The following is a 22,529-nucleotide window of genomic DNA, read 5'->3' as shown; positions in this document are numbered from 1 at the left end:
CGGGCAGGGCGCGATGGTGCCGGCGACCAGCGTCGGCGCCAGCGCCACGTTGCCGCCGGCGCCGCCGTCCGTACCGGCGTCCGAACTGCCGGCCGCGCCGCCGATCAACATCACGCCGTTGCCGCAGCCTGAGGCAACGCCCGTGCCGCCCGCGAGCGGCCCCGTGCCGGCGTCGAACGCCGCGTTCCCGAACCAGAAATGAATGCCCGGCGCCCGCGCGGCTTCACCCTGATCGAGCTGCTCGTCACCCTGGCGATCCTGGCCCTGCTGGGGACGCTGGTGGTGCCGGTGGCCCAGGTCGCGCTGCAGCGCCGCCACGAACAGGAGCTGCGCGTGGCGCTGCACGACATCCGCGCCGCCATCGACGCCTACAAGAAGGCCGGCGACGAGGGCCGCATCGCACGCGCGGCCGGCGCCAGTGGCTATCCGCCGAAGCTGGAAGTGCTGGTCGAGGGCGTGCCGGACCAGAAGAGCCCGAAGAAGGCCAAGATCTTTTTTCTGCGCCGCCTGCCGCGCGACCCGTTCAACGGCGACGCCGATTTGAAGGATGCCGAAACGTGGGGCAAGCGCAGTTATGCGAGCGAGCCGGACGAACCGAAGGAAGGCGACGACGTGTACGACGTCTACTCGACCTCGGGCAAGGTCGGCCTGAACGGCATCTCCTACAGCCGCTGGTGAGGCATGAACCAAAGAATGAGCAATGAGCGCATGCGGGGTTTCACCCTGATCGAACTGCTGGTGGTGCTGGGCATCGTGGCGCTGCTGCTGACGCTCGCGGCGCCGCGCTTTTTCCCGAAGGTCGACAGCACCAAGGAAACCATCCTGGCCGAGAACCTGCGCAACACGCGCGCCGTGATCGAGCAGTTCCACGACGATACGGGGCGCTATCCGGACTCGCTGCAGCAGCTCGTCGACAAGAAATACCTGGCGACGCTGCCGTTCGACCCGATTGCCGACAGCGATTCCGCCTGGACGACCGTGCCGCCCGAGGAGGGCGACAAGGGCGGCGTCTACGACATCCATAGCGGTGCGCCGGGCACGGGCCGCAACGGCAAGCCATATGCCGAGTGGTGAGGCCATGCGGGGCAGGGCGAGGCGCGAGGGCGGCTTCACTTACCTCGGCCTGATCATCCTCGTGACAGTGATCGGCCTCGTCGGCGCGGCCACGCTCAAGATCGACTCGTTGCTGCGCCGCGCCAGCGCCGAGCAGGAGCTGCTGGAAGCCGGCGCTGCGTTCGGCGAAGCGCTACGCACGTATGCCGAGGCGACGCCCAAGGGCCAGCCGGCGCAGCCGCCGTCGCTGAAGGAGTTGCTGAAGGATCCGCGCTTTCCCGGCGTGCGCCGGCACCTGCGCAAGATCTTCGTCGATCCGCTGACGGGCAAGGCCGAGTGGGGCATCGTCTGGGCCAATCCCGGCGACCGCAAGGGCGTGCTGGCCGTGTACAGCCTGTCGAAGGCGAAGCCCCTCAAGCAGGCGCATTTCGACGCGCGCTTTCCCGGGTTCGAGAACAAGCAGCACGTCTCGGACTGGAAGTTTGCGGCCACGGGGCAGGCACTGATGCAGGGACAGGTGCAGGGCCAGCCGCTGCTCGCGGGTCAGACGCATGGGCAGACGCAGGGAGCGCCGTCGCTGTTCGCCCCGACAGGCCCGGGCGCGCCGCCGGAGCAGCCGTTGCTGTTTCCCGGACGGGGCGCGACGCAGTCGGACACGGGGCCGGCGGGCCCGCCACCGTCTGCGCCAGTGCCAGTGCCAGTGCCGGTGCCGCCAACGGAGGTCATGCCGCCACCGCCGGTGCCGGAGTCTGAGGCCCAACCGGCCGCGGATCCGCCGTCGGCCGACAGGACCGAGGGCGACAGCGACCCCGTTCCGCCCCCGCCGGCGGACAACCCTTGAGCCGCGCGTCCCTTTATTTCTTCACTTGGCGCGGCGCATGAACTGGCGCGGACGGAAGCCCAGTGCCAGCAGCACGGCGAAATAGACGACCGCGGACAGGCCGATGACGAGGAATAGCGCGCCGGCACGCAGCACGGCGTGGGCGCGCAGCGCGGTCCAGTCGAACTGCGCCTGACCGAACCAGGCGGCGGCACCCATCAGCGCGACGGCGAGGGCGACCTTCAGGAAGAACGACAGCCAGCCGGCATGCGGCACGTAGATGCCGCGCCGGCGCAGGCCCGTGTACAGGAAGACGGCATTGATGCAGGCGCCCAGGCCGATCGACAGCGCCAGGCCCGCCACGCCCAGCAGCGGCACGAACACCGTGTTCATCAACTGCGTGGCGAGGAGCACGCCGATAGCGATGCGCACCGGCGTGCGGATGTCCTGGCGCGCATAGAAGGCCGGGGCGAGGATCTTGACGAGGATGATGCCGAGCAGGCCGGCCGCATAGGCCATCAGCGGCGCGGTGGCGGCGGTGACGGCGCGCGTGCCGAACTGGCCATAGTTGAACAGCGTGGCGATCAGCGGTTCGGCCAGCGTGGCCAGGCCGACGGCGGCCGGCAGGGCGAGCAGGAACGTCAGGCGCAAGCCCCAGTCGAGCAGGGCGGAGTATTCGACCGGGTCGCCGTCCGCGTTCGCTTTCGACAGGCTGGGCAGCAGCACGGTGCCCAGTGCCACGCCCAGCATGCCGGTCGGGAATTCCATCAGCCGGTCGGCGTACTGCAGCACCGAGACGCTGCCGGCCCCCAGGCGCGACGCGATGTTCGTGTTGATCAGCAGGCTGATCTGGGCGGCCGACACGGCGAACACGGCCGGTCCCATCTTCTTCAGGATGCGGCGCACGCCGGGATCGGACAGGCCGGCGAGGGGATTCAGCGACAGGCGCGGCAGCATGCCGATGCGCTTCAGCGCCGGCACCTGGACGCCGACCTGCAGCGCGCCGCCGACCATCACGGCGACGGCCATCGAATAGATCGGCACGTCGAAATACTTCACCATGAACAGCGAGAAGAAGATCGACGACAGGTTCCACAGCACCGGTGTGAATGCAGGGATCTTGAATTCGCGCCAGGTATTGAGCACGGCGCCGGCCAGCACGACGAACGACATGCACAGGATGTACGGGAACATCAGGCGGGTCATGACGACGCCGGCGTCGAACGCGTCGCCCTGCAGGCCGCTGGCGATGACGTACAGGACGATCGGGGCACCGACGATGCCGGCGATGCTGGTCAGCAGCGTCGCCCACACGAGGGTATTGGCGACATGGTCGACGAGGGTGCGGGTGGCGGCGTCGCCTTTCTGGCTCTTGTATTCGGCCAGGATCGGCACGAAGGCTTGCGAGAACGCTCCTTCGCCGAACAGGCGGCGCAGCAGATTGGGCAGGCGGAAGGCGATGTTGAAGGCATCGGTGAAGTCGCTGGCGCCGAAGGCGCGGGCAAACAGGGAATCGCGCAACAGGCCGGTGATACGGGACAGCATCGTCATGCTCGAGATGGCTGCCAGGGTCTTGAGTAGGTTCATAGCCCGCGATTATAGCTGGGCTATTGCTTGCAGAAACGCAGTATCCGGGCTATTTCACTGGACGCGGCGGCACAGATTGCGAACGAGGATTTGCCCTACGATGAAACCTTCGCTATAATCGAGGGCTGTATTGAATTCTGTTAGCAGACACTCGTTTGGCAGGCACTGGAATGGGCCGGTTTGAATGTTTGCAAACGCAACTTGACCCCGATTAGGAAATTCCATGGCAAATACCGCACAGGCGCGCAAGCGCGCTCGTCAAGCAGTTAAGCAAAACGCGCACAACTCGGCTCAGCGCTCGACCCTGCGTACCGCAATCAAGGCCGTCCGCAAGGCCATCCAGGCTGGCGACAAAGCCGCTGCGACCCAGATCTTCCAGCAGTCCGTGTCGACCATCGACAGCATCGCTGACAAGAAAATCATCCACAAGAACAAGGCCGCTCGCCACAAGAGCCGCCTGGCTGCCGCCATCAAGGGCCTGTCGGCTTAATACACCCGACAGCAACGCCCGCGCGGCCACGGCCGCGTGTCCGGCGTGGCTGAAGAACCCGCCCGACCCAGGTTCGGCGGGTTTTTTTGTTGTCTGTTGCTTTGAGCGCAGCCATAAAAAAAGCAGCCTCGCGGCTGCTTTTGTCTGCCTGGACGGCGGCTGGTGCTTACTTGGTTGCCGGTGCGGCCGAGGCGGCCTCGCTCGCGGCGGCGGCTTTCTTGGCTTTCTTGTGCTTCTTCACTTTCTTTGCCGGAGCAGCCGGTTCGGCGGAGGCCGACGCGGCTGGAGCGGATGCTGCCGGAGCCGCGGCCTGCGGAGCGGCGAAAGCGGAGACGGCGAACAGGGAAGCAACCAGGCCAGCGATCAGTTTGGACATTTCGGGTTCCTTTAAAGAAGATGTTGATCCACAACGGTGAATCTGCCCCCTTAACGGCACCCTGGTATTGCCGGTTGACAGCTTTTTGTCCTTCCAACATTAACTTTTGGAAAGGTTGAGCCGCCTCACACCTTGCTGCCACCCACGGCGCCAGCCGGTACCTCCATCCACTCTCCCGGCATCAATGGATGCGACGCCAGCGAGAACGGCCCGATGCTCGAGCGCACGAGGCGCAACGTGGGTAGGCCGACGGCGGCCGTCATGCGCCTGACCTGGCGATTCTTCCCTTCCTCCAGCGTGATCGCGATCCAGCTCGTCGGCTTGTCCTGGCGCACGCGGATGGGCGGATTGCGCGGCCACAGCCAGTCCGGTTCCGCGATCAGCGTGGCGCGGCAGGGCTTTGTCGTGAAATCGCCCAGGTCGATAGGCGCCTGCAGGCGCACGAGACTGGCGCGGTCGGCGACGCCTTCCAGCTGCACGAGATAGGTCTTGGCTTCCTTGTGGTCCGGATGGGCGATCTGGTGCTGCAGGCGGCCGTCGTCGGTCAGCAGCATCAGTCCTTCGCTGTCGGCGTCGAGGCGACCGGCCGGGTAGATGTTGGGGATGTTGAGGTAGTCGGCCAGGGTCTCGCGCTCGTCCTCGCGCGAGAACTGGCACAGCACCTGGAAAGGTTTATTGAACAGGATCAGGGACATGAAGGATGGTTTTTAGAGCAAAATAGACAGCATGCGGCCCGCCGCCATCAATACTGGTGCATAATTGTTGTGCCAGTGTTGCGTCTTAGACAAGACCGACGGCCATCTCACTATTCTAATCCATGGAGATCGCAGCCCCGCCTTGCGCCCACTTCGGAGAAACGTAATGGTCCAACATAGTAAAGTACCTACCGGTGGTCAAAAGATCACTGTCAACGCGGACTTCTCGCTGAACGTCCCCGACCAGCCGATCATTCCCTATATCGAAGGCGATGGCACGGGTGTCGACATCACGCCCGTGATGCTGAAGGTCGTCGACGCGGCCGTGGCGAAGGCCTATGGTGGCCAGCGCAGGATCGCGTGGATGGAAGTGTTTGCTGGCGAGAAGTCGACCCAGGTCTATGGCCCGGACGTCTGGCTGCCGGCCGAGACGCTGGACGTCGTGCGCGAGTATGTCGTCTCGATCAAGGGCCCGCTGACGACACCGGTCGGCGGCGGCATCCGCTCGCTGAACGTCGCGCTGCGCCAGGAACTCGACCTGTACGTCTGCCTGCGCCCCGTGCGCTACTTCAACGGCGTGCCGTCGCCGCTGCGCGAGCCGCACAAGACGGACATGGTGATCTTCCGCGAGAACTCGGAAGACATCTACGCCGGCATCGAATGGGCCGCCGAGTCGCCCGAGGCGAAGAAGGTCATCGAGTTCCTCACCCGCGACATGGGCGTGCGCAAGATCCGCTTCCCGGAGACGTCCGCGATCGGCATCAAGCCGGTGTCGCGCGAAGGCACGGAGCGCCTCGTGCGCAAGGCCCTGCAGTACGCCGTCGACAACGACAAGCCGTCCGTGACCATCGTCCACAAGGGCAATATCATGAAGTACACGGAGGGCGGCTTCCGTGACTGGGGATATGCGCTGGCGCAAAGGGAATTCGGCGCCGAGATGATCGATGGCGGTCCGTGGTGCAAGTTCAGGAATCCGCGCACGGGCAAGGACATCGTCGTCAAGGATTCCATCGCAGATGCGTTCCTGCAGCAGATCCTGTTGCGCCCGGCCGAATACAGCGTGATCGCCACGCTGAACCTGAACGGCGACTACGTCTCGGATGCGCTGGCAGCCCAGGTGGGCGGCATCGGCATCGCGCCGGGCGCCAACATGTCCGACTCCGTCGCGATGTTCGAGGCCACGCACGGCACCGCGCCCAAGTATGCGGGCAAGGACTACGTGAACCCGGGTTCGCTGATCCTGTCCGCCGAGATGATGCTGCGCCACATGGGGTGGACGGAAGCGGCCGACCTCATTATCAGTTCGATGGAAAGGGCGATCACGTCCAAGCGCGTGACCTATGACTTCGCGCGCCTGATGGAAGGCGCGACGCAGGTGTCGTGCTCGGGCTTCGGCGAGGTGATGATCGAAAACATGTAAGTGCGATCTTATTGACGCACATCAAGCCCCGTATGCGTACGGGGCTTTTTCGTTTACCACACTAATATAGTACGGTGCGCGTGTTGCCGTGCCGGGACGAGGCAGAAGAGGGAGGTGATGCGGGAGGCGCTGCGGCGGCTGTGCCAGAAAAAAACCCCGCCGCAGCGGGGCTTTCTGCTTCGGAGGGTGCTTACGCGCCGACGATGTTGGAAGCTTGCTTGCCTTTCGGGCCTTGCGTGACTTCGAATTGGACTTTTTGACCTTCTTTGAGGGTCTTAAAACCGTTCATATTGATCGCGGAAAAGTGTGCGAACAAATCTTCGCCGCCGTCATCTGGGGTGATGAAGCCAAAGCCTTTGGAATCATTGAACCACTTAACAGTACCTGTTGCCATAAAATAACCTTCGATTATAAACAAATCACACGAGCCATAAAAGCAAGAAGCTTCTTGCCCCCTCCTCAGCCTGCTCACTTCTTATCAACAAGTACATAAGTACAAGTCGATAACTGCATTGTTGTTGCAATAATCTTGTAAGTCAAGCGGTTTTGAGCGGGTGTTGTAAAAATTTTCACAATCGCCAAAAAACAACCTCTTGATTTTTGCAATGGGACCGCCATCTGCGCAGCAGCCGGAAAACGCGTAAGATGAAAAGCAAATGGGATTACCCTGCGGGATTACCTTGAGCGTTAGTTTCCGCACACACGAAGACCGAAAGCAATTTAGAATACCCCTATGGCAACCAAGCAAGATACCGAACAACTGCTGGAGCGGCAGACCGTCAAGCCACCCCCCTTGTATCAGGTGGCGTTGCTCAATGATGACTACACGCCGATGGAGTTCGTGGTGGCCATCATCCAGGAGTACTTCAACAAGGATCGCGAGACGGCGACGCAGATCATGCTTTCCGTACACCGCCATGGTAAAGGAGTGTGCGGCGTGTTTTCCAAAGATATAGCGTGTACCAAAGTGGAGTTTGTATTAACGCATGCGCGCAAGGCAGGCCACCCCCTGCAGTGCGTGATGGAGGAAGTATGATTGCGCAGGAATTGGAAGTATCTCTACACATGGCCTTTGTCGAAGCGCGGCAGGCTCGGCACGAGTTCATCACGGTCGAACACCTGCTGCTGGCGCTGCTCGACAACCCGTCGGCCGCTGAAGTCCTGCGTGCGTGCGCGGTCAACATCGAAGACCTGCGTAAGACCTTGACGAATTTCATCGGCGATAACACTCCGACCGTGCCGGGTACCGGCGAAGTCGACACCCAACCGACGCTGGGCTTCCAGCGCGTGATCCAGCGCGCGATCATGCACGTCCAGTCGGCGTCGAACGGCAAGAAGGAAGTCACCGGCGCGAACGTGCTCGTGGCCATCTTCGGCGAGAAGGACTCGCATGCCGTTTACTACCTGCACCAGCAGGGCGTGACCCGTCTCGACGTGGTCAATTTCATCTCGCACGGCGTGCGCAAGGACCAGCAGATCGACAGCCAGAAGGCGTCGGAAGGCGTGGAAGAAGCGCAGGTCGAAGGCCAGGCCAAGGAAAGCCCGCTGGATCAGTTCACCCAGAMCCTGAACAAGGCTGCCGCCGATGGCCGCATCGATCCGCTGATCGGGCGCGAGGAGGAAGTCGATCGCGTGATCCAGATCCTGTGCCGCCGCCGCAAGAACAATCCGCTGCTCGTGGGCGAGGCCGGTGTCGGCAAGACCGCGATCGCGGAGGGCCTGGCATGGCGCATCGTCCAGGAAGACGTGCCCGAGATCCTGCAGAATGCCGTCGTGTATTCGCTGGACATGGGCGCGCTGCTGGCCGGCACCAAGTACCGCGGCGACTTCGAGCAACGCCTGAAGGCGGTGCTGAAGCAGCTCAAGGATACGCCGAACGGCATCCTGTTCATCGACGAGATCCACACGATCATCGGCGCCGGTTCGGCCTCGGGCGGCACGCTCGACGCGTCGAACCTGCTCAAGCCGGCCCTCGCGAACGGCCAGCTGAAGTGCATCGGCGCGACCACGTTCACGGAGTTCCGCGGCGTGTTCGAGAAGGATCATGCGCTGTCCCGCCGCTTCCAGAAAGTGGACGTGAACGAGCCGTCGATCGAGCAGACCGTGCAGATCCTGCGCGGCCTCAAGTCGCGCTTCGAAGAGCACCACGGCGTGAAGTATTCGGCGTCGGCGCTGTCGACGGCGGCCGAACTGGCGGCCCGCTTCATCAACGACCGTCACCTGCCGGACAAGGCGATCGACGTGATCGACGAAGCCGGTGCGGCCCAGCGCGTGCTGCCGAAGTCGAAGCAGAAGAAGACCATCGGCAAGACCGAGATCGAGGACATCATCGCGAAGATCGCGCGGATTCCTCCGCAGACCGTCAACCAGGACGACCGCAGCAAGCTGCAGACCATCGACCGCGACCTGCGCAACGTCGTGTTCGGGCAAGACCCGGCCATCGATGCGCTGGCCTCCGCGATCAAGATGGCGCGCGCCGGCCTCGGCAAGCAGGACAAGCCGATCGGTTCGTTCCTGTTCTCCGGTCCGACCGGCGTCGGCAAGACGGAAGTCGCGAAGCAGCTGGCGTTCATCCTCGGCATCGAGCTGGTGCGTTTCGACATGTCCGAGTACATGGAGCGTCACGCCGTGTCGCGCCTGATCGGTGCGCCGCCGGGCTACGTCGGCTTCGACCAGGGTGGCCTGCTGACCGAGGCCATCACGAAGAAGCCGCATGCCGTGCTGCTGCTGGACGAGATCGAGAAGGCCCATCCGGACATCTTCAACATCCTGTTGCAGGTGATGGACCATGGCACCTTGACCGACAACAATGGCCGCAAGGCGGACTTCCGCAACGTGATCATCATCATGACCACGAACGCGGGTGCCGAAAGCCTGACCAAGCGTTCGGTGGGCTTCGTCGATTCGAAGGCACAGGGCGACGAGATGGCGGACATCAAGCGCATGTTCACGCCGGAGTTCCGCAACCGCCTGGATGCGATCATCAGCTTCCGCGCGCTCGACGAGGAGATCATCCTGCGCGTCGTGGACAAGTTCCTGATGCAGTTGGAAGAGCAACTGCACGAGAAGAAGGTGGAAGCCGTCTTTACCGAGAAACTGCGCAAGTTCCTCGCGAAGAAAGGTTTCGACCCGCAGATGGGTGCACGGCCGATGTCGCGCCTGATCCAGGACATGATCCGCAAGGCGCTGGCCGACGAGCTGCTGTTCGGTCGTCTCGTCAACGGTGGTCGCGTCACCGTCGAACTGAACGAGAAGGACGAAGTGTTCCTCGAGTTCCCGGAAGGCGATGTCCCGCCGCCGCCGGAACCGGTCGAGACCGTCGAAATCGAATAAGCGATCCCATGATCGCGCGGCCGCAAGGCTGCACCGGAAAGCCCGCCTCGTGCGGGCTTTTTTTTGGTGGCGGGCGATAGCGCCCGCTGCCGCTCGTCCGGCGTGCGCACCGCTCGTCCAGTCGGCGTTGCCGCGCCATCGGCCACTCCCTAGCATGGGTATTTTCGACAACACGGAGTCAACCATGCTGCGTACCTTCCTCGCTCTCGCCGCTACCGCCGCCAGCCTGTTGCTGGCATCCCCCGTCACGCAGGCGGCCGACGGCCACCCTGCGTTCCGGGTCACCGTCAGCGGCAATCCGCAAGGCCAGCCCATCATCCTGATTCCCGGCCTGGCGTCGTCGGGCGAGGTCTGGAACGGCACCGTCGCCCATTACTGCGGGGCCTCGCAGCCGCAATTCCAATGCCACGCGCTGACCCTGGCCGGATTCGCGGGCGTGCCGCCCATCGACGGCGCACTGCTGCCGACGGCCGAACAGCAGCTCGCCGACTATATCGTCGCGCATCATCTCGCGCACCCGGTCGTGATCGGCCACAGCCTGGGCGGCTTCCTGGCGCTGAAGCTGGCCGCCGACCATCCGGACCGGGTGGGCAGGCTGGTGATCGTCGATGCCGTGCCGTGCCTGGTCGCGGCCACGCAGATGCCGGGCGCCACCGCGGAGCAGGTGAAGCAGGCGGGGGAGGGGATGCGCCGCATGATGCTGGCGCAGGATGCGGCCGCGGCCCGCGCCGCCACCGACATGGCAGTGAGTACGATGGTGACCCGGCCCGAAGACGTGAAGCGCGTGCAGGCCTGGGGCGCCCAGTCCGACCGCAGCACCGTGGTCAATGCGATGGCCGACATGATGGGCGACGACATGCGCGAGCAGGTCGGCCGCATCCGTGCGCCCACGCTGGTGCTGGGCAGCTGGATCGCCTACAAGGCTTACGGCATCAAGGACATGTTCGAGCAGAACTACCGCAACCAGTACATGCGTCTGCCCGGCGTGTACGTGGCGCTGGCCGATACCGCGCGTCATTTCATCATGCTCGACGACCCGGCCTGGATGTATGATCGCATCGATCACTTTTTGAACTGAACCGCGATGACCGCCACACCGATGCCTGCCCGCCCCCTGCTCGCGCGCCTGAACTGGTATTGGGTCTGCCAGTGCGCCGGCTGGGGCCTGGTGCTCGTGCTGCAGGTCCTTAACCGGCCGCCCGTTCCCGGCTATACGGCGCCCGCCGATGTCCAACGCTACCTGCTGGTGTGCTGCTGGGGATCGGCCAGCGGTTTTCTCCTGTCCGATGCGTGGCATCGCATCCTGAAGTGGCGGCAGGTCCCCGAGGCGCGGATGGGATGGGGCGTCGTGCTCGCCGGCGTGCTGGTGTTGGGCATCGTGAACACCATGGTGCAACTGCTCGGCTACATCGTCATCCGACCATTTGGTCCCGTGCGAGGCGTGGCCTGGCTGCCCGCCGCGCTGGCATCGTGGTGGTGCCTCCACCTGATGTGGAACGTGTTCCACACCGCTGCCCTGTCCCTGCGCCGTGCCAACCGGCTGGAGGCGGAGACGCTGCGTCTGCAGGTCGGCGCCAAGGACGCGCAGTTGCGCGCACTGCAGGCGCAGGTGAATCCTCATTTCTTCTTCAACAGCATGAACAGCGTGCGCGCGCTCGTCTACGAAGACCGGGACGCGGCCGCACGCATGATCGACGAGCTGACCAGCGTCATGCGCCACGCGCTGCAGGCCGGCATGCACGACACCGTGCCACTGGCGGACGAGATCGACGTCGTGCGTGCCTATCTCGCCATCGAACAGATCCGCTTCGAACAGCGCCTGCGCGCGCAGATCGACGTCGGGCCCGGACTCGATACGGCGCGCATCCCGCCCATGGCCTTGCAGACCCTCGTCGAAAACGCCGTCAAGCACGGCGTCGAAGCCCGGCCGGAGGGCAGCGACATCCGGATCCATGCGCGTCGCCAGGACGATGGTGCGGCCGTCATCGAAGTCGCGAACGCGGGGGCGATCCAGGCGCTGTCCGGCTCGACCCGCACGGGTCTCGCCAATGCGCGCCAGCGGCTGGCGCTGGCGCTGGGCGAGGGGGCGCACCTCGACCTGTGCGAGCAGGACGGCTGGGTGCGTGCCACGATGCGGCTGCCGGAGGCCACGTGACGGCGCGGCTGCGCGTGCTGCTGGTCGACGACGAGCGCCTGGCCAGGGCCGAGCTGCGCCGCCTGCTGCAGGCGCACCCGGACATCGACATCGTGGGCGAAGCGGTCGATGCGGCCGACGGGCTGCGCCAGATCACGCAACTCGAGCCCGACCTGCTCTTCCTCGACGTGCAAATGCCGGGCGGAAGCGGCTTCGACCTGCTGGCGGCGCTGGAGGCCGTGCCGGACGTGATCTTCACCACCGCGTACGACCGTTATGCGCTGCAGGCCTTCGAAGTGAACGCGCTCGACTACCTGCAAAAGCCGGTGCAGGCAGCGAGGCTCGCTGCCGCCCTTGATCGCTGCGCGCAGCGCCGGGGGCGGGAGCCGGCACGCCCGCCGCAGACGGACCGGAAACTGTTCATCCGCGACGGCGAGCGGTGCTGGTTCGTGGCCCTGCGCGACGTGCGCTTCCTGAGCGCCGAAGGGAATTACACGCGTGTGCATTTCGGCGCGCATCGGCCGCTGGTGTTGCGGTCCCTGAAGCAATTCGAGGAAACGCTCGACCCGCAATGCTTTTTCCGCGCGAGCCGCAGCCACATCGTCAACCTGGAGCACGTGCAGCGCGTGACGCCGAACGAGGCGGGCGGCTTCGACCTGCTGCTGTCAGGTGGCGACATGGTGGACGTGGCGCGCCGCCGCGCGGCCGAGTTCAGGCAGTTGGCCAGCCTGTGAGCCAGGATCGACGCCATGGACCTGCCGTCATTTTGTTGTCATACGGCATGTCTATGATTGGTAGCGTTCCTCACTTTGGGCCTTTCCCATGCGTTTGTCACAGCTCCAGACCGGCACCAAGATCCTCGGCGCCTTCGCCGTGGTGTCCCTCGCCATCGTCATCATTTCCGTCGTCGCACTTTGGCGCCTGCAGGCCGCGAACGCCATCGCGAACGATCTCGTCAACGACAAGCTCGCCCGGCAGCAACTGACGGCCGAACTGCTGGGCATGACCCGGCTGAACGGCATGCGCGCCGTGGCCATCGCCCGCAGCGACAGCCTGGAAGCCGCCGATTATTTCCAGGCCCAGCTCGCCCAGGGCGAAACGAGCGCCACCGCGCTGGTGGGCAAACTGGCCGCGCTGCCGACCGCCCCGGACGAACGCGCACTGGTCGACGCCGCCACGCGGCGCAAGGCCGCGTACCTTCAAGTGCGCCAGCAAGTGTTCCAGGCCAAGGATCTCGGCAAGACGCAGGACGTCGAGCAGATGGTGGCCGGCGACCTGGCGACCACGTTCGACGCCTACACGCACGCCATCGACGCGCTGCTGGCGTACCAGACGCGCGCGGCGCATGCGATGGCGGCGACGTCCGCGCAAGCGTACGCCTTCAGCCGCGTGTTGCTGCCGGCCTTCGGCGCGGCCGCGCTGGTGGTCGGCTGCGCGGCTGGCTGGCTGCTCACGCGCAGCATCGTGACGCCGCTGCAGGAGGCGGTCGGACTCGCCGAGCGCGTGGCGCACGGCGACCTCAGCGCCACCATCGCGCACGCGCGTGGCGACGAGATCGGCCGCCTGTTCGATGCGCTGAACCACATGACGGACGGCGTCTCGGCCACGGTCGTGAAGGTGCTCGACAGCGCACGCCTGATCGACGATGCGTCGGCCGAGATCGCGGCCGGCAATCGCGACCTGTCGCACCGGACGGAAGAGCAGGCGCGCAGCCTGCATGCAACCGTGCAGGCGATGGCCGACCTGACGGAAGCCGTGGAACAGAACCACGTCAACGCGCATGACGCCAACGAACTCGCGCTGGCCGCGTCCGGCGTGGCACAGGAAGGGGCGGGGGCCGTCGAACAGATGGTCGAGCGTATGGAAACGATCCGTCAGTCGGCCGCGCGCATCGGCGACATCACGGCGATGATCGACGGCATTGCCTTCCAGACGAATATCCTCGCGCTGAACGCGGCCGTCGAAGCGGCCCGCGCCGGCACGGAAGGACGCGGTTTCGCCGTCGTCGCGGCCGAGGTGCGCAACCTGGCCCAGCATTCGGCATCGGCCGCGAAAGAGATCAAGCAGTTGATCGGCGAGTCGACGGGCGCGATCGAATCCGGCGCCGGCATCGCCAGCGCGGCCGGCGGCACGATGCGCGAGATTCTTGGTCGCGTGCAGCAGGTGGCCGACCTGCTGCATGCGATCGACGGCGCCAGCTCGGAGCAGGCGGCCGGCATCGCCCAGGTGCGCCGCGTCATCGCCGACATGGACGAGGCGACCCAGCAGAATGCCGCCATGGTCGAGCAGGCGGCGGCTGCGGCGGAAACGATGCGTGCGCAGGCCGGGGAACTGACCGGGGTCGTGTCCACGTTCCGCGTGCGCGACGGCGCGCCCGGCCGTCCCGTCCTCGCCGCACCGGCGGCGCACGCGATTCCGGACACCAGCGCGCACGATCTGGCGCTTCCGGCCCCGGCCTGGGCATAAGAGTAGGGTGGGCACGGGGTGCCCACCCTACACGGATACGGGTTCAGATCGCCGCCAGCGCCCGCGCCAGGTCGGCGCGCTGGTCGTCCACGTGCTCGATGCCCACCGACAGCCGGATCAAACCGTCGCTGATGCCCAGCCGCGCGCGCTGGTCCGCGGGAATCGTCGCATGCGTCATGATGGCCGGGTGTTCGATCAGGCTCTCGACCCCGCCCAGGCTCTCGGCCAAGGTGAATACGTCGCAGTGCTCGAGGAAGCGGCGCGCGCCGGCGAGGTCGGTGTCGAGGGCGATCGAAATGATCCCGCCATAGCCGTGCATCTGGTGCCGCGCCAGCTCATGCTGGGGATGCGAAGCGAGACCCGGGTAGTAGACCTGCCGGACTTTCGGCTGGCCTTCCAGCCAGCGCGCCAGGTCGAGCGCGTTCGTGTTGCTGCGCTCGATGCGCAGCGCCAGCGTCTTGATCCCGCGCAGCACGAGGAAGCTGTCGAACGGGCCCTGGATGGCGCCGACGGCGTTCTGGATGAAGCCGAGGCGCTCGCGCCAGGCCTGCTGGTGCGCCAGCCCGCCGACGACGGCGATGCCGCCGATGACGTCGGAATGGCCGTTCATGTACTTGGTGGTCGAGTGCACGACGATGTCGATCCCCAGCTCCAGCGGGCGCTGGTTGATGGGGCTGGCGAACGTGTTGTCGCACACCGTCATCACGCCGCGCTCACGGCACAGTTGCGCGATGGCGTGCAGGTCGGCGAGCTTGAGCATCGGGTTCGTCGGCGTCTCCACCCAGACCATCTTCGTCTCCGGGCGCAGCGCGTTCGCGAGGGCGAGCGGGTCCGTCAGGTCGACGTAGGTGAAGTCGAGCGCGGCGCTGTGGCGGCGCACGCGCTCGAACAGGCGGTACGTGCCGCCGTACATGTCGTCGCCGGCCACGATGTGCGCGCCGGCCGGCAGCAGTTCGAGCACGGCCGCGATGGCCGCCAGGCCCGACGCGAACGCATAGGCCGCGCCGCCGCTTTCGATGTCGGCCACGCAGCGCTCCAGCGCCCAGCGCGTCGGGTTGTGCGAGCGGCCGTAGTCCAGGCCCTTGTGCACGCCCGGGCTGTCCTGGGCAAAGGTCGAGGTCGCGTAGATGGGCGGCATCACGGCGCCGGTGGCCGGATCGGGCCGCTGGCCGCCGTGGATCACGCGTGTGGCGATGTGGTGTTTCTTGGTGTCGTCTGGATGGCTCACAGGATTACTCACGTCAGTGTCCGGCGCAGGTGGTTGAGGAGGTCGAAGCGGGTGATCAGGCCATAGAAATGGTCGCCGTCGGCGATGACGGCCGTCAGCCCCCGGTCGAGGATGTCGCGCAGCTGTTGCATGCTGGCGGATGGCGCCAGCGTCTGCAGGTCGGATGTCATCGTTCCGGAGACGGGCGCCTTGAAACGTTCCCTTTCACGGGTCACGTGCAGCAGCAGGTCCGATTCGTCGATCAGGCCGACGAGCTTGCCTTTGTCGACGACGGGCATTTGCGCGAGGTCGGCGCTGCGCATGCGGTTGAACGCCGTCAGCAGCGTGTCGGACGGGGCGACGGTGATGACTTCGCCATCGTCGAAGCGGCGCCCGATCAGGTCGCGCAAATCGCCCAGCTGCGGGCGGTGCAGCAGGCCCTGGTCGACCATCCAGCCGTCGCTGTAGACCTTGGTCAGGTAGCGCGTGCCCGTGTCGCACACGAACGTCACGACGCGCTTCGGCGTCGTCTGCTCGCGGCACCAGCGCAGCGCGGCGGCGAGCAGCGTGCCCGTCGAGGAGCCGGCCAGGATGCCTTCCTGGCGCAGCAGCTCGCGCGCCGTGTTGAAACTGTCCTCGTCGCTGATCGAATACGCCGTTTTTACGCGCGTCATGTCGGCGATGGACGGGATGAAATCCTCGCCGATGCCTTCCACGGCCCAGGAGCCGGAGACGTCGCTGACCTTGCCCGTCTTGACGTAGTCGGCCAGGATCGAGCCCTGCGGATCGGCCAGTACGAATTCCAGGTCGGGCTGCACGCGCGCGAAGAAGCGCGACAGTCCAGTCAGCGTGCCGGACGAGCCGACGCCCACGACGATGGCGTCCAGCTCGTGGCGCATCTGGTCCCAGATCTCGGGGGCGGTGGTCGTTTCGTGGGCCTGGGGGTTGGCGGGATTGTTGAACTGGTCGGCGAACCAGGCGCCCGGGATCTCGCGCGCGAGACGGGCCGCGTAGTCCTGGTAGTACTCGGGGTGGCCCTTGCCGACGTCGGAGCGGGTCAGGTGGATCTCGGCGCCGAGCGCCTTCAGGTGCAGGATCTTTTCCGACGCCATCTTGTCGGGTACGACGAGCACGACGCGGTACCCCTTGATGCGCGCGACGAGGGCAAGGCCGAGCCCCGTGTTGCCGGCCGTCGCCTCGACGACGGTGCCGCCCGGTTTGAGGCGGCCGTCGCGTTCCGCCGCCTCGATCATGGCGCGGCCGACGCGGTCCTTGATGGAGCCGCCGGGATTCTGGGATTCGAGTTTGAGGAACAGGCGGCAGGGGCCGGTGTCCATGCGGGTGACTTCGACCAGCGGGGTGTTGCCGATCAGCGAAAACAGTGCGGCTTGCGACAGGTCTTGCATAGTACCTCCGTGCGAACGGGCGGGCGCGCCGCTTCATGGGCGGCGCGTGCAAAAGCTGGCACCGATCGGGCGCCAGGCCGTATTAAAAAAATAATACTACGGCTTTCGACGGGCGTGTGCGTTGGGGCGCATTAAGGCGGACCCGGCGTATCCATGCTGGATGGCGGGTAGGGTGGGCACCCTGTGCTCACGCGGACGCATCTGGCGCGCAAACGTCCGCGTGGGCGGGGGCCGCCCACCCTACCAGGCGGGTTAGTTTCCGGCCTTCAATCTGCGCCACAAGGTCGTCCGGCTGATGCCCAGGTGGCGCGCGGCCGCGTCGCGTTGGCCGTTGAAGCGCGCCAGCACGTCGGCCACGTTTTCCTGCGCAGGCAAGGCGGGCACCGGCAGCGCCGCGGCGGGCGGGGTAGGGGCCGCGCCCAGTTCCGGCGCGACGGTCAGCAGGAAGGCCGGCGTCAGCGCCTGCAGCGGCTCGGCCGCGAGGAACAGGGCGAGTCGTTCCATCACGTTGCGCAGCTCGCGCACATTGCCCGGCCAGGCATGGCCCGCCAGCAGCGGCGCGCACGCCGCAATCTCGGCCGCCAGGTTCGGATGCGGCCGGGCGCTCAGCGCGGCGAGCGCGTTCTTCAGCGCCCATTCGGCCAGCTGCGGGATGTCGGCGCGGCGCTCGCGCAGCGGGGGCAGGGCGAGGCGCAGCACGGCCAGGCGGTAGAACAGGTCGGCGCGGAAGCGCCCCTCGCGCACGCGCGCCTCCAGGTCGCAGTGCGTGGCGCTGATCACGCGCACGTCGATGGGCACCGGACGCGTGCCGCCCACGCGCACGACCTCGCGTTCTTCCAGCACGCGCAGCAGGCGTGTCTGCAGCGCGAGCGGCATCTCGCCGATCTCGTCGAGGAACAGGGTGCCGCCGTCGGCCGCCTCGAACAGTCCCGCGTGGCCGCCGCGGCGTGCGCCGGTGAACGCGCCTTCCTCGTGGCCGAACAATTCCGACTCCAGCAGCGACTCGGCGATCGCGCCGCAGTTCACGGCGACGAACGGCCGGTTGGCGCCGCGCCGCGGGCTCTCACGGTGGATGGCCTGGGCCACGAGTTCCTTGCCGCTGCCCGTCTCGCCCTGGATGAGCACCGTGGCCGGCGAGCGCGCGTACAGCACGACGGTCTGGCGCAGGCGTTCCATCGCGGCGGATTCCCCGCGCAAATCGTTCAGGCCGCGCCGTACGCGGCGGCTGTCGGCGTCCGCGCCGCGCCGCCCGCGTCCGCTCTCGAGCCGGGTCAGGCGCGCCATCTCGAGGGCGTCGTCGAAGGCGCGCCGGATCGAGTCGAGCGAGTAGACGAACACCGTCTTGAGACCCGCTTCCTCCGCGAGGTCGGTGATCCGTCCGGCGCCGACGATGACCTCGACGCCGGCCGCCTTCAGCTCGGCGATGGTGGCGCGCGCATCGTCTTCCGTCACATAGGTGCGCTGCTCGATGGCGAGGCCGAACGTGGCCGTGAAGTCGGCCAGTTCCGCCAGCGGACGCTGGTATTGCACGAGGCCGATGCGCGTGGACATGCGGCGCGCGCGTGCCAGGGCCTGCATGACGTCGAAGCCGCTCGCGCTGGCGACCACGACGGGCACCGACACGCGACCCTTCAGGTAGGCCGCGTTGGAGCCGGCCGCGATCACGACGTCGCAGTGTTCCGTGGCCATGCGTTCGCGGATGTGGCGCGCGGCCTCGTCGAAGCCCAGCGCCAGGGGCTCGATCTGGGCCAGGTGGTCGTACTCGGGGGTGATGTGGCGGAACAGGTCGGACAGGCGTGACACGGATACCGTCCAGATGACGGGCTTGCCGGCGCCCGGATCCGGCGCGGGCGCGGGACGGGTCGGATAACTCATGTTGCAAGTATACTCCAACGTGCAACCGATGTTTCAATTTGGTTTCAAGTTGAAACGCGTGACGTAAATATTTTCCGCCAGCCGTAAGAATTGGGTAAGGAGGCACACTTAGGATCATTATCAGCCCGTCCACCTGAACGGCAGATGACTAAGAATGGAGACAAAAGTGGAAGATGACATTGTTCAGCGGGTCAAGAGCGACCCCAATTACCACAAGCTCGTCAAGACGCGTTCCAGCTTCGGCTGGTTGTTGACCTGGGCCGTGATGATCGTGTACTACGGTTTCACGCTGCTCAATGCGTTCGACAAGCAGTTCATGGCCTCGAAGATCGGCGCCGGCGTCATGTCCTGGGGCGTGCCGCTGGGCCTGTTCGTGATCCTGTTCACGATCGCCGTCACCGGCATCTACGTGCGCCGCGCCAACAACGAGTTCGACGCACTGACCGACGCCATCCAACGCAACGCTGCCGCCGGCAAGGAGAAGGTACGCGCATGAAGACCAAGAACCTCATCCGCGGCGCCGCCGCCCTGGCGCTGCTGGGCGCCACCGGCGCCGTGCTCGCCGCGCCCGACCTGGGCCAGGCCCAGAAGCARCCCACCAACTGGACCGCGATCATCATGTTCGTCGGGTTCGTGGTCTTCACCCTGTTCATCACCAAGTGGGCCGCCAAGCGCACCCGTTCCGCGTCCGACTTCTACACGGCCRGCGGCGGCATCACCGGCTTCCAGAACGGCCTGGCGATCGCCGGCGACTACATGTCGGCCGCCTCGTTCCTGGGCATTTCCGCCGCCGTGTTCGCGAACGGCTTCGACGGCCTGATCTATGCGATCGGCTTCCTCGTCGGCTGGCCCGTCATCACGTTCCTGATGGCCGAGCGCCTGCGCAACCTGGGCCGCTTCACGTTCGCCGACGTGGCCGCCTACCGCTTTGCCCAGAAGCCGGTCCGCATGTTCGCGGCCTCCGGCACGCTGGTCACCGTGCTGTTCTACCTGATCGCCCAGATGGTCGGCGCCGGCCAGCTGATCAAGCTGCTGTTCGGCCTGGACTACTGGATCGCCGTCGTGATCGTGGGCGCGCTGATGATGGTCTACGTGCTGTTCGGCGGCATGACCGCGACGACCTGGGTGCAGATCATCAAGGCCGTGATGCTGCTGGGCGGCGCCTCGTTCATGGCGTTCTCCGTGCTGGCCATGTACAACTTCAGCCCGGAAGCGCTGTTCGCCAAGGCCGTCGAAGTGCACAGCAAGAAAGATGCGATCATGGGCCCGGGCGGTTTCATCAAGGACCCGATCTCCGGCATCTCGTTCGGCATGGCCCTGATGTTCGGTACGGCCGGCCTGCCGCACATCCTGATGCGCTTCTTCACCGTCCCGAGCGCCAAGGAAGCACGTAAATCGGTGCTGTGGGCGACCACCTGGATCGGCTACTTCTACATCCTGACCTTCATCATCGGCTTCGGCGCAATCGTGCTGGTCGGTACGAACCCGTCCTTCAAGGATGCTGCCGGCAAGCTGCTGGGTGGTAACAACATGGCGGCAGTGCACCTCGCGAATGCCGTCGGCGGCGACGTGTTCCTCGGCTTCATCTCGGCCGTCGCGTTCGCAACGATCCTGGCCGTCGTGGCCGGCCTGACGCTGTCCGGCGCCTCGGCCGTGTCGCACGACCTGTACGCCACCGTGATCAAGAAGGGCCAGCCGGCCCCGGGCAGCGAACTGCGCGTGTCGCGCATCACGACGGTCTGCCTGGGCATCGCCGCCGTGCTGCTGGGTATCGTGTTCGAAAAGATCAACGTCGCCTTCATGGTGTCGCTGGCATTCGCAATCGCGGCCTCGGCCAACTTCCCGGTGCTGTTCATGTCCGTCCTGTGGAGCAAGTGCACCACCCGCGGCGCGACCGTGGGCGGCTTCCTGGGCCTGGGCACGGCCGTGATCCTGACCCTGCTGTCGAAGTCCGTGTGGGTCGACGTGTTCCACAACACGGCCGAGATCTTCCCGTACACCTCGCCCGCGCTGTTCTCGATGACCGTCGGCTTCGTCGGTGTCTGGCTGTTCTCGGTGACGGACAAGAGCCAGCGTGCCGCGATCGACAAGGCCGGTTACGAGGCGCAGGAAGTGCGTTCGGAGACCGGTATCGGTGCCGCAGGCGCATCGGCGCACTGATCGTCATTGATGTGCATGGTGGGCTCGTTTCATTTGGGGCCCCCGGCCCCAAATGCCCACCAAGCCTAAACCCGCCCGCGGCGGGTTTTTTTACGTTTACAGCGCCATGTCTCGTCGAACGTGTTTCGTTTCGGTGTTTCACTCTGAAACGCCATGAAACGCGTCGCAGCCGGCTGGCGCATCCAAGTCCTTGATATTCCGGGTTATTCGCAGCCAGATGCGCGTGGCATGGTCCTTGCAAACCATAGGCCATCCAACACAGAACCGCTTCGAGAAAGGTAAGGACATGAGCCAACAATCCGCCGGCGCCCGATTCCGCCAGGCCGTCCAGGAAGAACATCCGCTGCAGGTGAYCGGCGCGATCAACGCCAACCACGCCCTGCTGGCCAAGCGCGCCGGCTACCGTGCCATCTACCTGTCCGGCGGCGGCGTCGCGGCCGGATCGCTGGGCCTGCCGGACCTCGGCATCTCCGGGCTGGAAGACGTGCTGATCGACGTGCGCCGTATCACCGACGTGTGCGACCTGCCCCTGCTCGTCGACATCGATACCGGCTTCGGCTCGTCGGCGTTCAACGTCGCGCGCACCGTGCGTTCGCTGATCAAGGCCGGCGCCGGCGCCTGCCATATCGAGGACCAGGTCGGCGCCAAGCGCTGCGGTCACCGTCCGGGCAAGGAGATCGTCAGCCAGGCCGAGATGGTCGATCGCGTGAAAGCCGCCGTCGACGCGCGCACGGACGACGACTTCGTCATCATGGCGCGTACCGATGCCCTCGCGRTCGAGGGCCTCGAGAAAGCCGTCGAGCGCGCCGTCGCGTGCGTGGAGGCGGGCGCCGACATGATCTTCCCGGAAGCCATCACGAGCCTGGAGATGTACGCGCAGTTCAAGAAAGCCGTCAAGGTGCCCATCCTCGCCAACATCACGGAATTCGGCGCGACGCCGCTGTTCACGGTGGACGAGCTGCGCGGCGCCGACGTCGACATCGTGCTGTACCCGCTGTCGGCCTTCCGCGCGATGAACAAGGCCGCGGAAAACGTCTACGCGGCGATCCGCCGCGACGGCACGCAGAAGAACGTCGTCGACACGATGCAGACGCGCGCGGAACTCTACGAGCGTATCGACTATCACAGCTATGAACAGAAGCTCGACGCACTGTTCGCCCAGAACAAAGCCAGATAATCCAGAACAAGTCAAAGGAGACTACGATGACTGATACCCCCACCTTCAAGCCGAAGAAATCCGTGGCCCTGTCCGGCGTCGCGGCCGGCAATACCGCGCTGTGCTCCGTGGGCCGCTCGGGCAACGACCTGCATTACCGCGGCTACGACATCCTGGACGTGGCGGACAATAGCGAGTTCGAGGAAATCGCCTACCTGCTCGTGCACGGCAAGCTGCCGAACGCGGCGGAACTGAAGGGCTACAAGGCCAGGCTGAAATCGCTGCGCGGCCTGCCGCACGCGGTGAAGGCCGCGCTGGAAGCGCTGCCGGCCGGTGCGCATCCGATGGATG

At 65.7% G+C, this 22,529-nt stretch carries 22 protein-coding genes and 1 pseudogene; 16 read left to right on the top strand and 7 right to left on the bottom strand.

Annotated features, from left to right (window positions below):
* The 4 genes and pseudogenes from AC1DYX_RS11505 to AC1DYX_RS11490 form a co-directional block, all read left to right on the top strand.
* Window positions 1-202, top strand: a pseudogene (locus tag AC1DYX_RS11505) (hypothetical protein); the annotation flags it as partial.
* Window positions 199-678 (top strand): type II secretion system protein, encoded by a 480-nt coding sequence (locus AC1DYX_RS11500; RefSeq protein WP_477258940.1) that lies wholly within the window; start codon window positions 199-201, stop codon window positions 676-678. The pseudogene AC1DYX_RS11505 and the gene AC1DYX_RS11500, both read left to right, overlap by 4 nt.
* A gap of 3 nt (window positions 679-681) precedes the next feature.
* Window positions 682-1,074 (top strand): type II secretion system protein, encoded by a 393-nt coding sequence (locus tag AC1DYX_RS11495; protein ID WP_477258939.1) that lies wholly within the window; start codon window positions 682-684, stop codon window positions 1,072-1,074.
* Window positions 1,075-1,078: 4 nt separating this feature from the next.
* Window positions 1,079-1,894: a type II secretion system protein gene (locus tag AC1DYX_RS11490; RefSeq protein WP_477258938.1), complete on the top strand. Its 816-nt coding sequence runs from the start codon at window positions 1,079-1,081 to the stop codon at window positions 1,892-1,894.
* A 21-nt stretch (window positions 1,895-1,915) separates the two neighbouring features.
* Here the strand turns inward: AC1DYX_RS11490 and murJ are convergent, their stop codons facing one another.
* Window positions 1,916-3,460, bottom strand: coding sequence for a murein biosynthesis integral membrane protein MurJ (murJ, locus tag AC1DYX_RS11485; protein ID WP_477258937.1), 1,545 nt, complete (start codon window positions 3,458-3,460; stop codon window positions 1,916-1,918).
* 223 nt (window positions 3,461-3,683) lie between these two features.
* Between murJ and rpsT the strand changes: the two genes are divergently transcribed.
* Complete coding sequence (rpsT, locus tag AC1DYX_RS11480) at window positions 3,684-3,950, top strand: 30S ribosomal protein S20 (RefSeq protein ID WP_477258936.1); 267 nt, start codon at window positions 3,684-3,686, stop codon at window positions 3,948-3,950.
* A gap of 166 nt (window positions 3,951-4,116) precedes the next feature.
* Here rpsT and AC1DYX_RS11475 read toward each other — a convergent pair whose 3' ends face one another.
* Together AC1DYX_RS11475 and AC1DYX_RS11470 are read right to left on the bottom strand one after the other, a co-directional pair.
* Window positions 4,117-4,326 carry a hypothetical protein gene (locus tag AC1DYX_RS11475; RefSeq protein WP_477258935.1) on the bottom strand — a complete coding sequence of 70 codons (210 nt, stop codon included), beginning with the start codon at window positions 4,324-4,326 and terminating at the stop codon, window positions 4,117-4,119.
* Between the two features lie 125 nt (window positions 4,327-4,451).
* Window positions 4,452-5,021, bottom strand: coding sequence for a pseudouridine synthase (locus AC1DYX_RS11470; protein WP_477258934.1), 570 nt, complete (start codon window positions 5,019-5,021; stop codon window positions 4,452-4,454).
* 166 nt (window positions 5,022-5,187) lie between these two features.
* On the opposite strand from AC1DYX_RS11470, the gene icd reads away from it, so the two are divergent.
* Window positions 5,188-6,441 (top strand): NADP-dependent isocitrate dehydrogenase, encoded by a 1,254-nt coding sequence (gene icd / locus AC1DYX_RS11465; RefSeq protein ID WP_477258933.1) that lies wholly within the window; start codon window positions 5,188-5,190, stop codon window positions 6,439-6,441.
* 190 nt (window positions 6,442-6,631) lie between these two features.
* On the opposite strand, the gene cspE is transcribed toward icd, so the two are convergent.
* On the bottom strand, window positions 6,632-6,835 hold the full coding sequence (gene cspE / locus AC1DYX_RS11460) for a transcription antiterminator/RNA stability regulator CspE (RefSeq protein ID WP_036165387.1): 204 nt from the start codon (window positions 6,833-6,835) through the stop codon (window positions 6,632-6,634).
* A 339-nt stretch (window positions 6,836-7,174) separates the two neighbouring features.
* Between cspE and clpS the strand changes: the two genes are divergently transcribed.
* From clpS to AC1DYX_RS11430, 6 genes are all read left to right on the top strand, one after another.
* Window positions 7,175-7,477 (top strand): ATP-dependent Clp protease adapter ClpS, encoded by a 303-nt coding sequence (gene clpS / locus AC1DYX_RS11455; protein ID WP_258818328.1) that lies wholly within the window; start codon window positions 7,175-7,177, stop codon window positions 7,475-7,477.
* Window positions 7,474-9,774, top strand: coding sequence for an ATP-dependent Clp protease ATP-binding subunit ClpA (gene clpA, locus AC1DYX_RS11450; protein WP_477258932.1), 2,301 nt, complete (start codon window positions 7,474-7,476; stop codon window positions 9,772-9,774). Before clpS ends, clpA begins: the two co-directional genes overlap by 4 nt.
* 184 nt (window positions 9,775-9,958) lie before the next feature.
* A complete protein-coding gene (locus tag AC1DYX_RS11445) occupies window positions 9,959-10,852 on the top strand; it encodes an alpha/beta fold hydrolase (protein ID WP_477258931.1) in 894 nt (297 codons plus the stop codon).
* A gap of 6 nt (window positions 10,853-10,858) precedes the next feature.
* The gene (locus AC1DYX_RS11440) at window positions 10,859-11,929 is read left to right on the top strand and encodes a sensor histidine kinase (protein ID WP_477258930.1); all 1,071 of its coding nucleotides are present in this window, start codon (window positions 10,859-10,861) and stop codon (window positions 11,927-11,929) included.
* Window positions 11,926-12,642 carry a LytR/AlgR family response regulator transcription factor gene (locus AC1DYX_RS11435; RefSeq protein WP_477258929.1) on the top strand — a complete coding sequence of 239 codons (717 nt, stop codon included), beginning with the start codon at window positions 11,926-11,928 and terminating at the stop codon, window positions 12,640-12,642. Before AC1DYX_RS11440 ends, AC1DYX_RS11435 begins: the two co-directional genes overlap by 4 nt.
* Before the next feature lie 88 nt (window positions 12,643-12,730).
* Window positions 12,731-14,374: a methyl-accepting chemotaxis protein gene (locus tag AC1DYX_RS11430; RefSeq protein WP_477258928.1), complete on the top strand. Its 1,644-nt coding sequence runs from the start codon at window positions 12,731-12,733 to the stop codon at window positions 14,372-14,374.
* Between the two features lie 43 nt (window positions 14,375-14,417).
* On the opposite strand, the gene AC1DYX_RS11425 is transcribed toward AC1DYX_RS11430, so the two are convergent.
* The 3 genes from AC1DYX_RS11425 to prpR all read right to left on the bottom strand — a co-directional run bounded on the left by AC1DYX_RS11425 (window position 14,418) and on the right by prpR (window position 18,862).
* On the bottom strand, window positions 14,418-15,602 hold the full coding sequence (locus AC1DYX_RS11425) for a trans-sulfuration enzyme family protein (RefSeq protein ID WP_477258941.1): 1,185 nt from the start codon (window positions 15,600-15,602) through the stop codon (window positions 14,418-14,420).
* Between the two features lie 8 nt (window positions 15,603-15,610).
* A complete protein-coding gene (locus tag AC1DYX_RS11420; protein ID WP_477258927.1) occupies window positions 15,611-16,987 on the bottom strand; it encodes a pyridoxal-phosphate dependent enzyme in 1,377 nt (458 codons plus the stop codon).
* A gap of 252 nt (window positions 16,988-17,239) precedes the next feature.
* Window positions 17,240-18,862, bottom strand: coding sequence for a propionate catabolism operon regulatory protein PrpR (gene prpR / locus AC1DYX_RS11415; RefSeq protein ID WP_477258926.1), 1,623 nt, complete (start codon window positions 18,860-18,862; stop codon window positions 17,240-17,242).
* A 166-nt stretch (window positions 18,863-19,028) separates the two neighbouring features.
* Between prpR and AC1DYX_RS11410 the strand changes: the two genes are divergently transcribed.
* From AC1DYX_RS11410 to AC1DYX_RS11395, 4 genes are all read left to right on the top strand, one after another.
* Window positions 19,029-19,358, top strand: coding sequence for a DUF485 domain-containing protein (locus AC1DYX_RS11410; RefSeq protein ID WP_477258925.1), 330 nt, complete (start codon window positions 19,029-19,031; stop codon window positions 19,356-19,358).
* Window positions 19,355-21,022, top strand: coding sequence for a cation acetate symporter (locus AC1DYX_RS11405; protein ID WP_477258924.1), 1,668 nt, complete (start codon window positions 19,355-19,357; stop codon window positions 21,020-21,022). The genes AC1DYX_RS11410 and AC1DYX_RS11405 overlap by 4 nt, the downstream gene beginning before the upstream one ends.
* 286 nt (window positions 21,023-21,308) lie before the next feature.
* On the top strand, window positions 21,309-22,199 hold the full coding sequence (gene prpB, locus AC1DYX_RS11400) for a methylisocitrate lyase (protein WP_477258923.1): 891 nt from the start codon (window positions 21,309-21,311) through the stop codon (window positions 22,197-22,199).
* 26 nt (window positions 22,200-22,225) lie between these two features.
* Window positions 22,226-22,529, top strand: a 304-nt coding sequence (locus AC1DYX_RS11395; protein WP_477258922.1) for a citrate/2-methylcitrate synthase, incomplete at its 3' end; no start/stop codon positions are given.

Source organism: Massilia sp. P2_C2, from assembly GCF_056404615.1.
The sequence above is the reverse complement of the archived record's forward strand: the minus strand, read 5'-3'. Positions and strand labels throughout refer to the sequence as shown.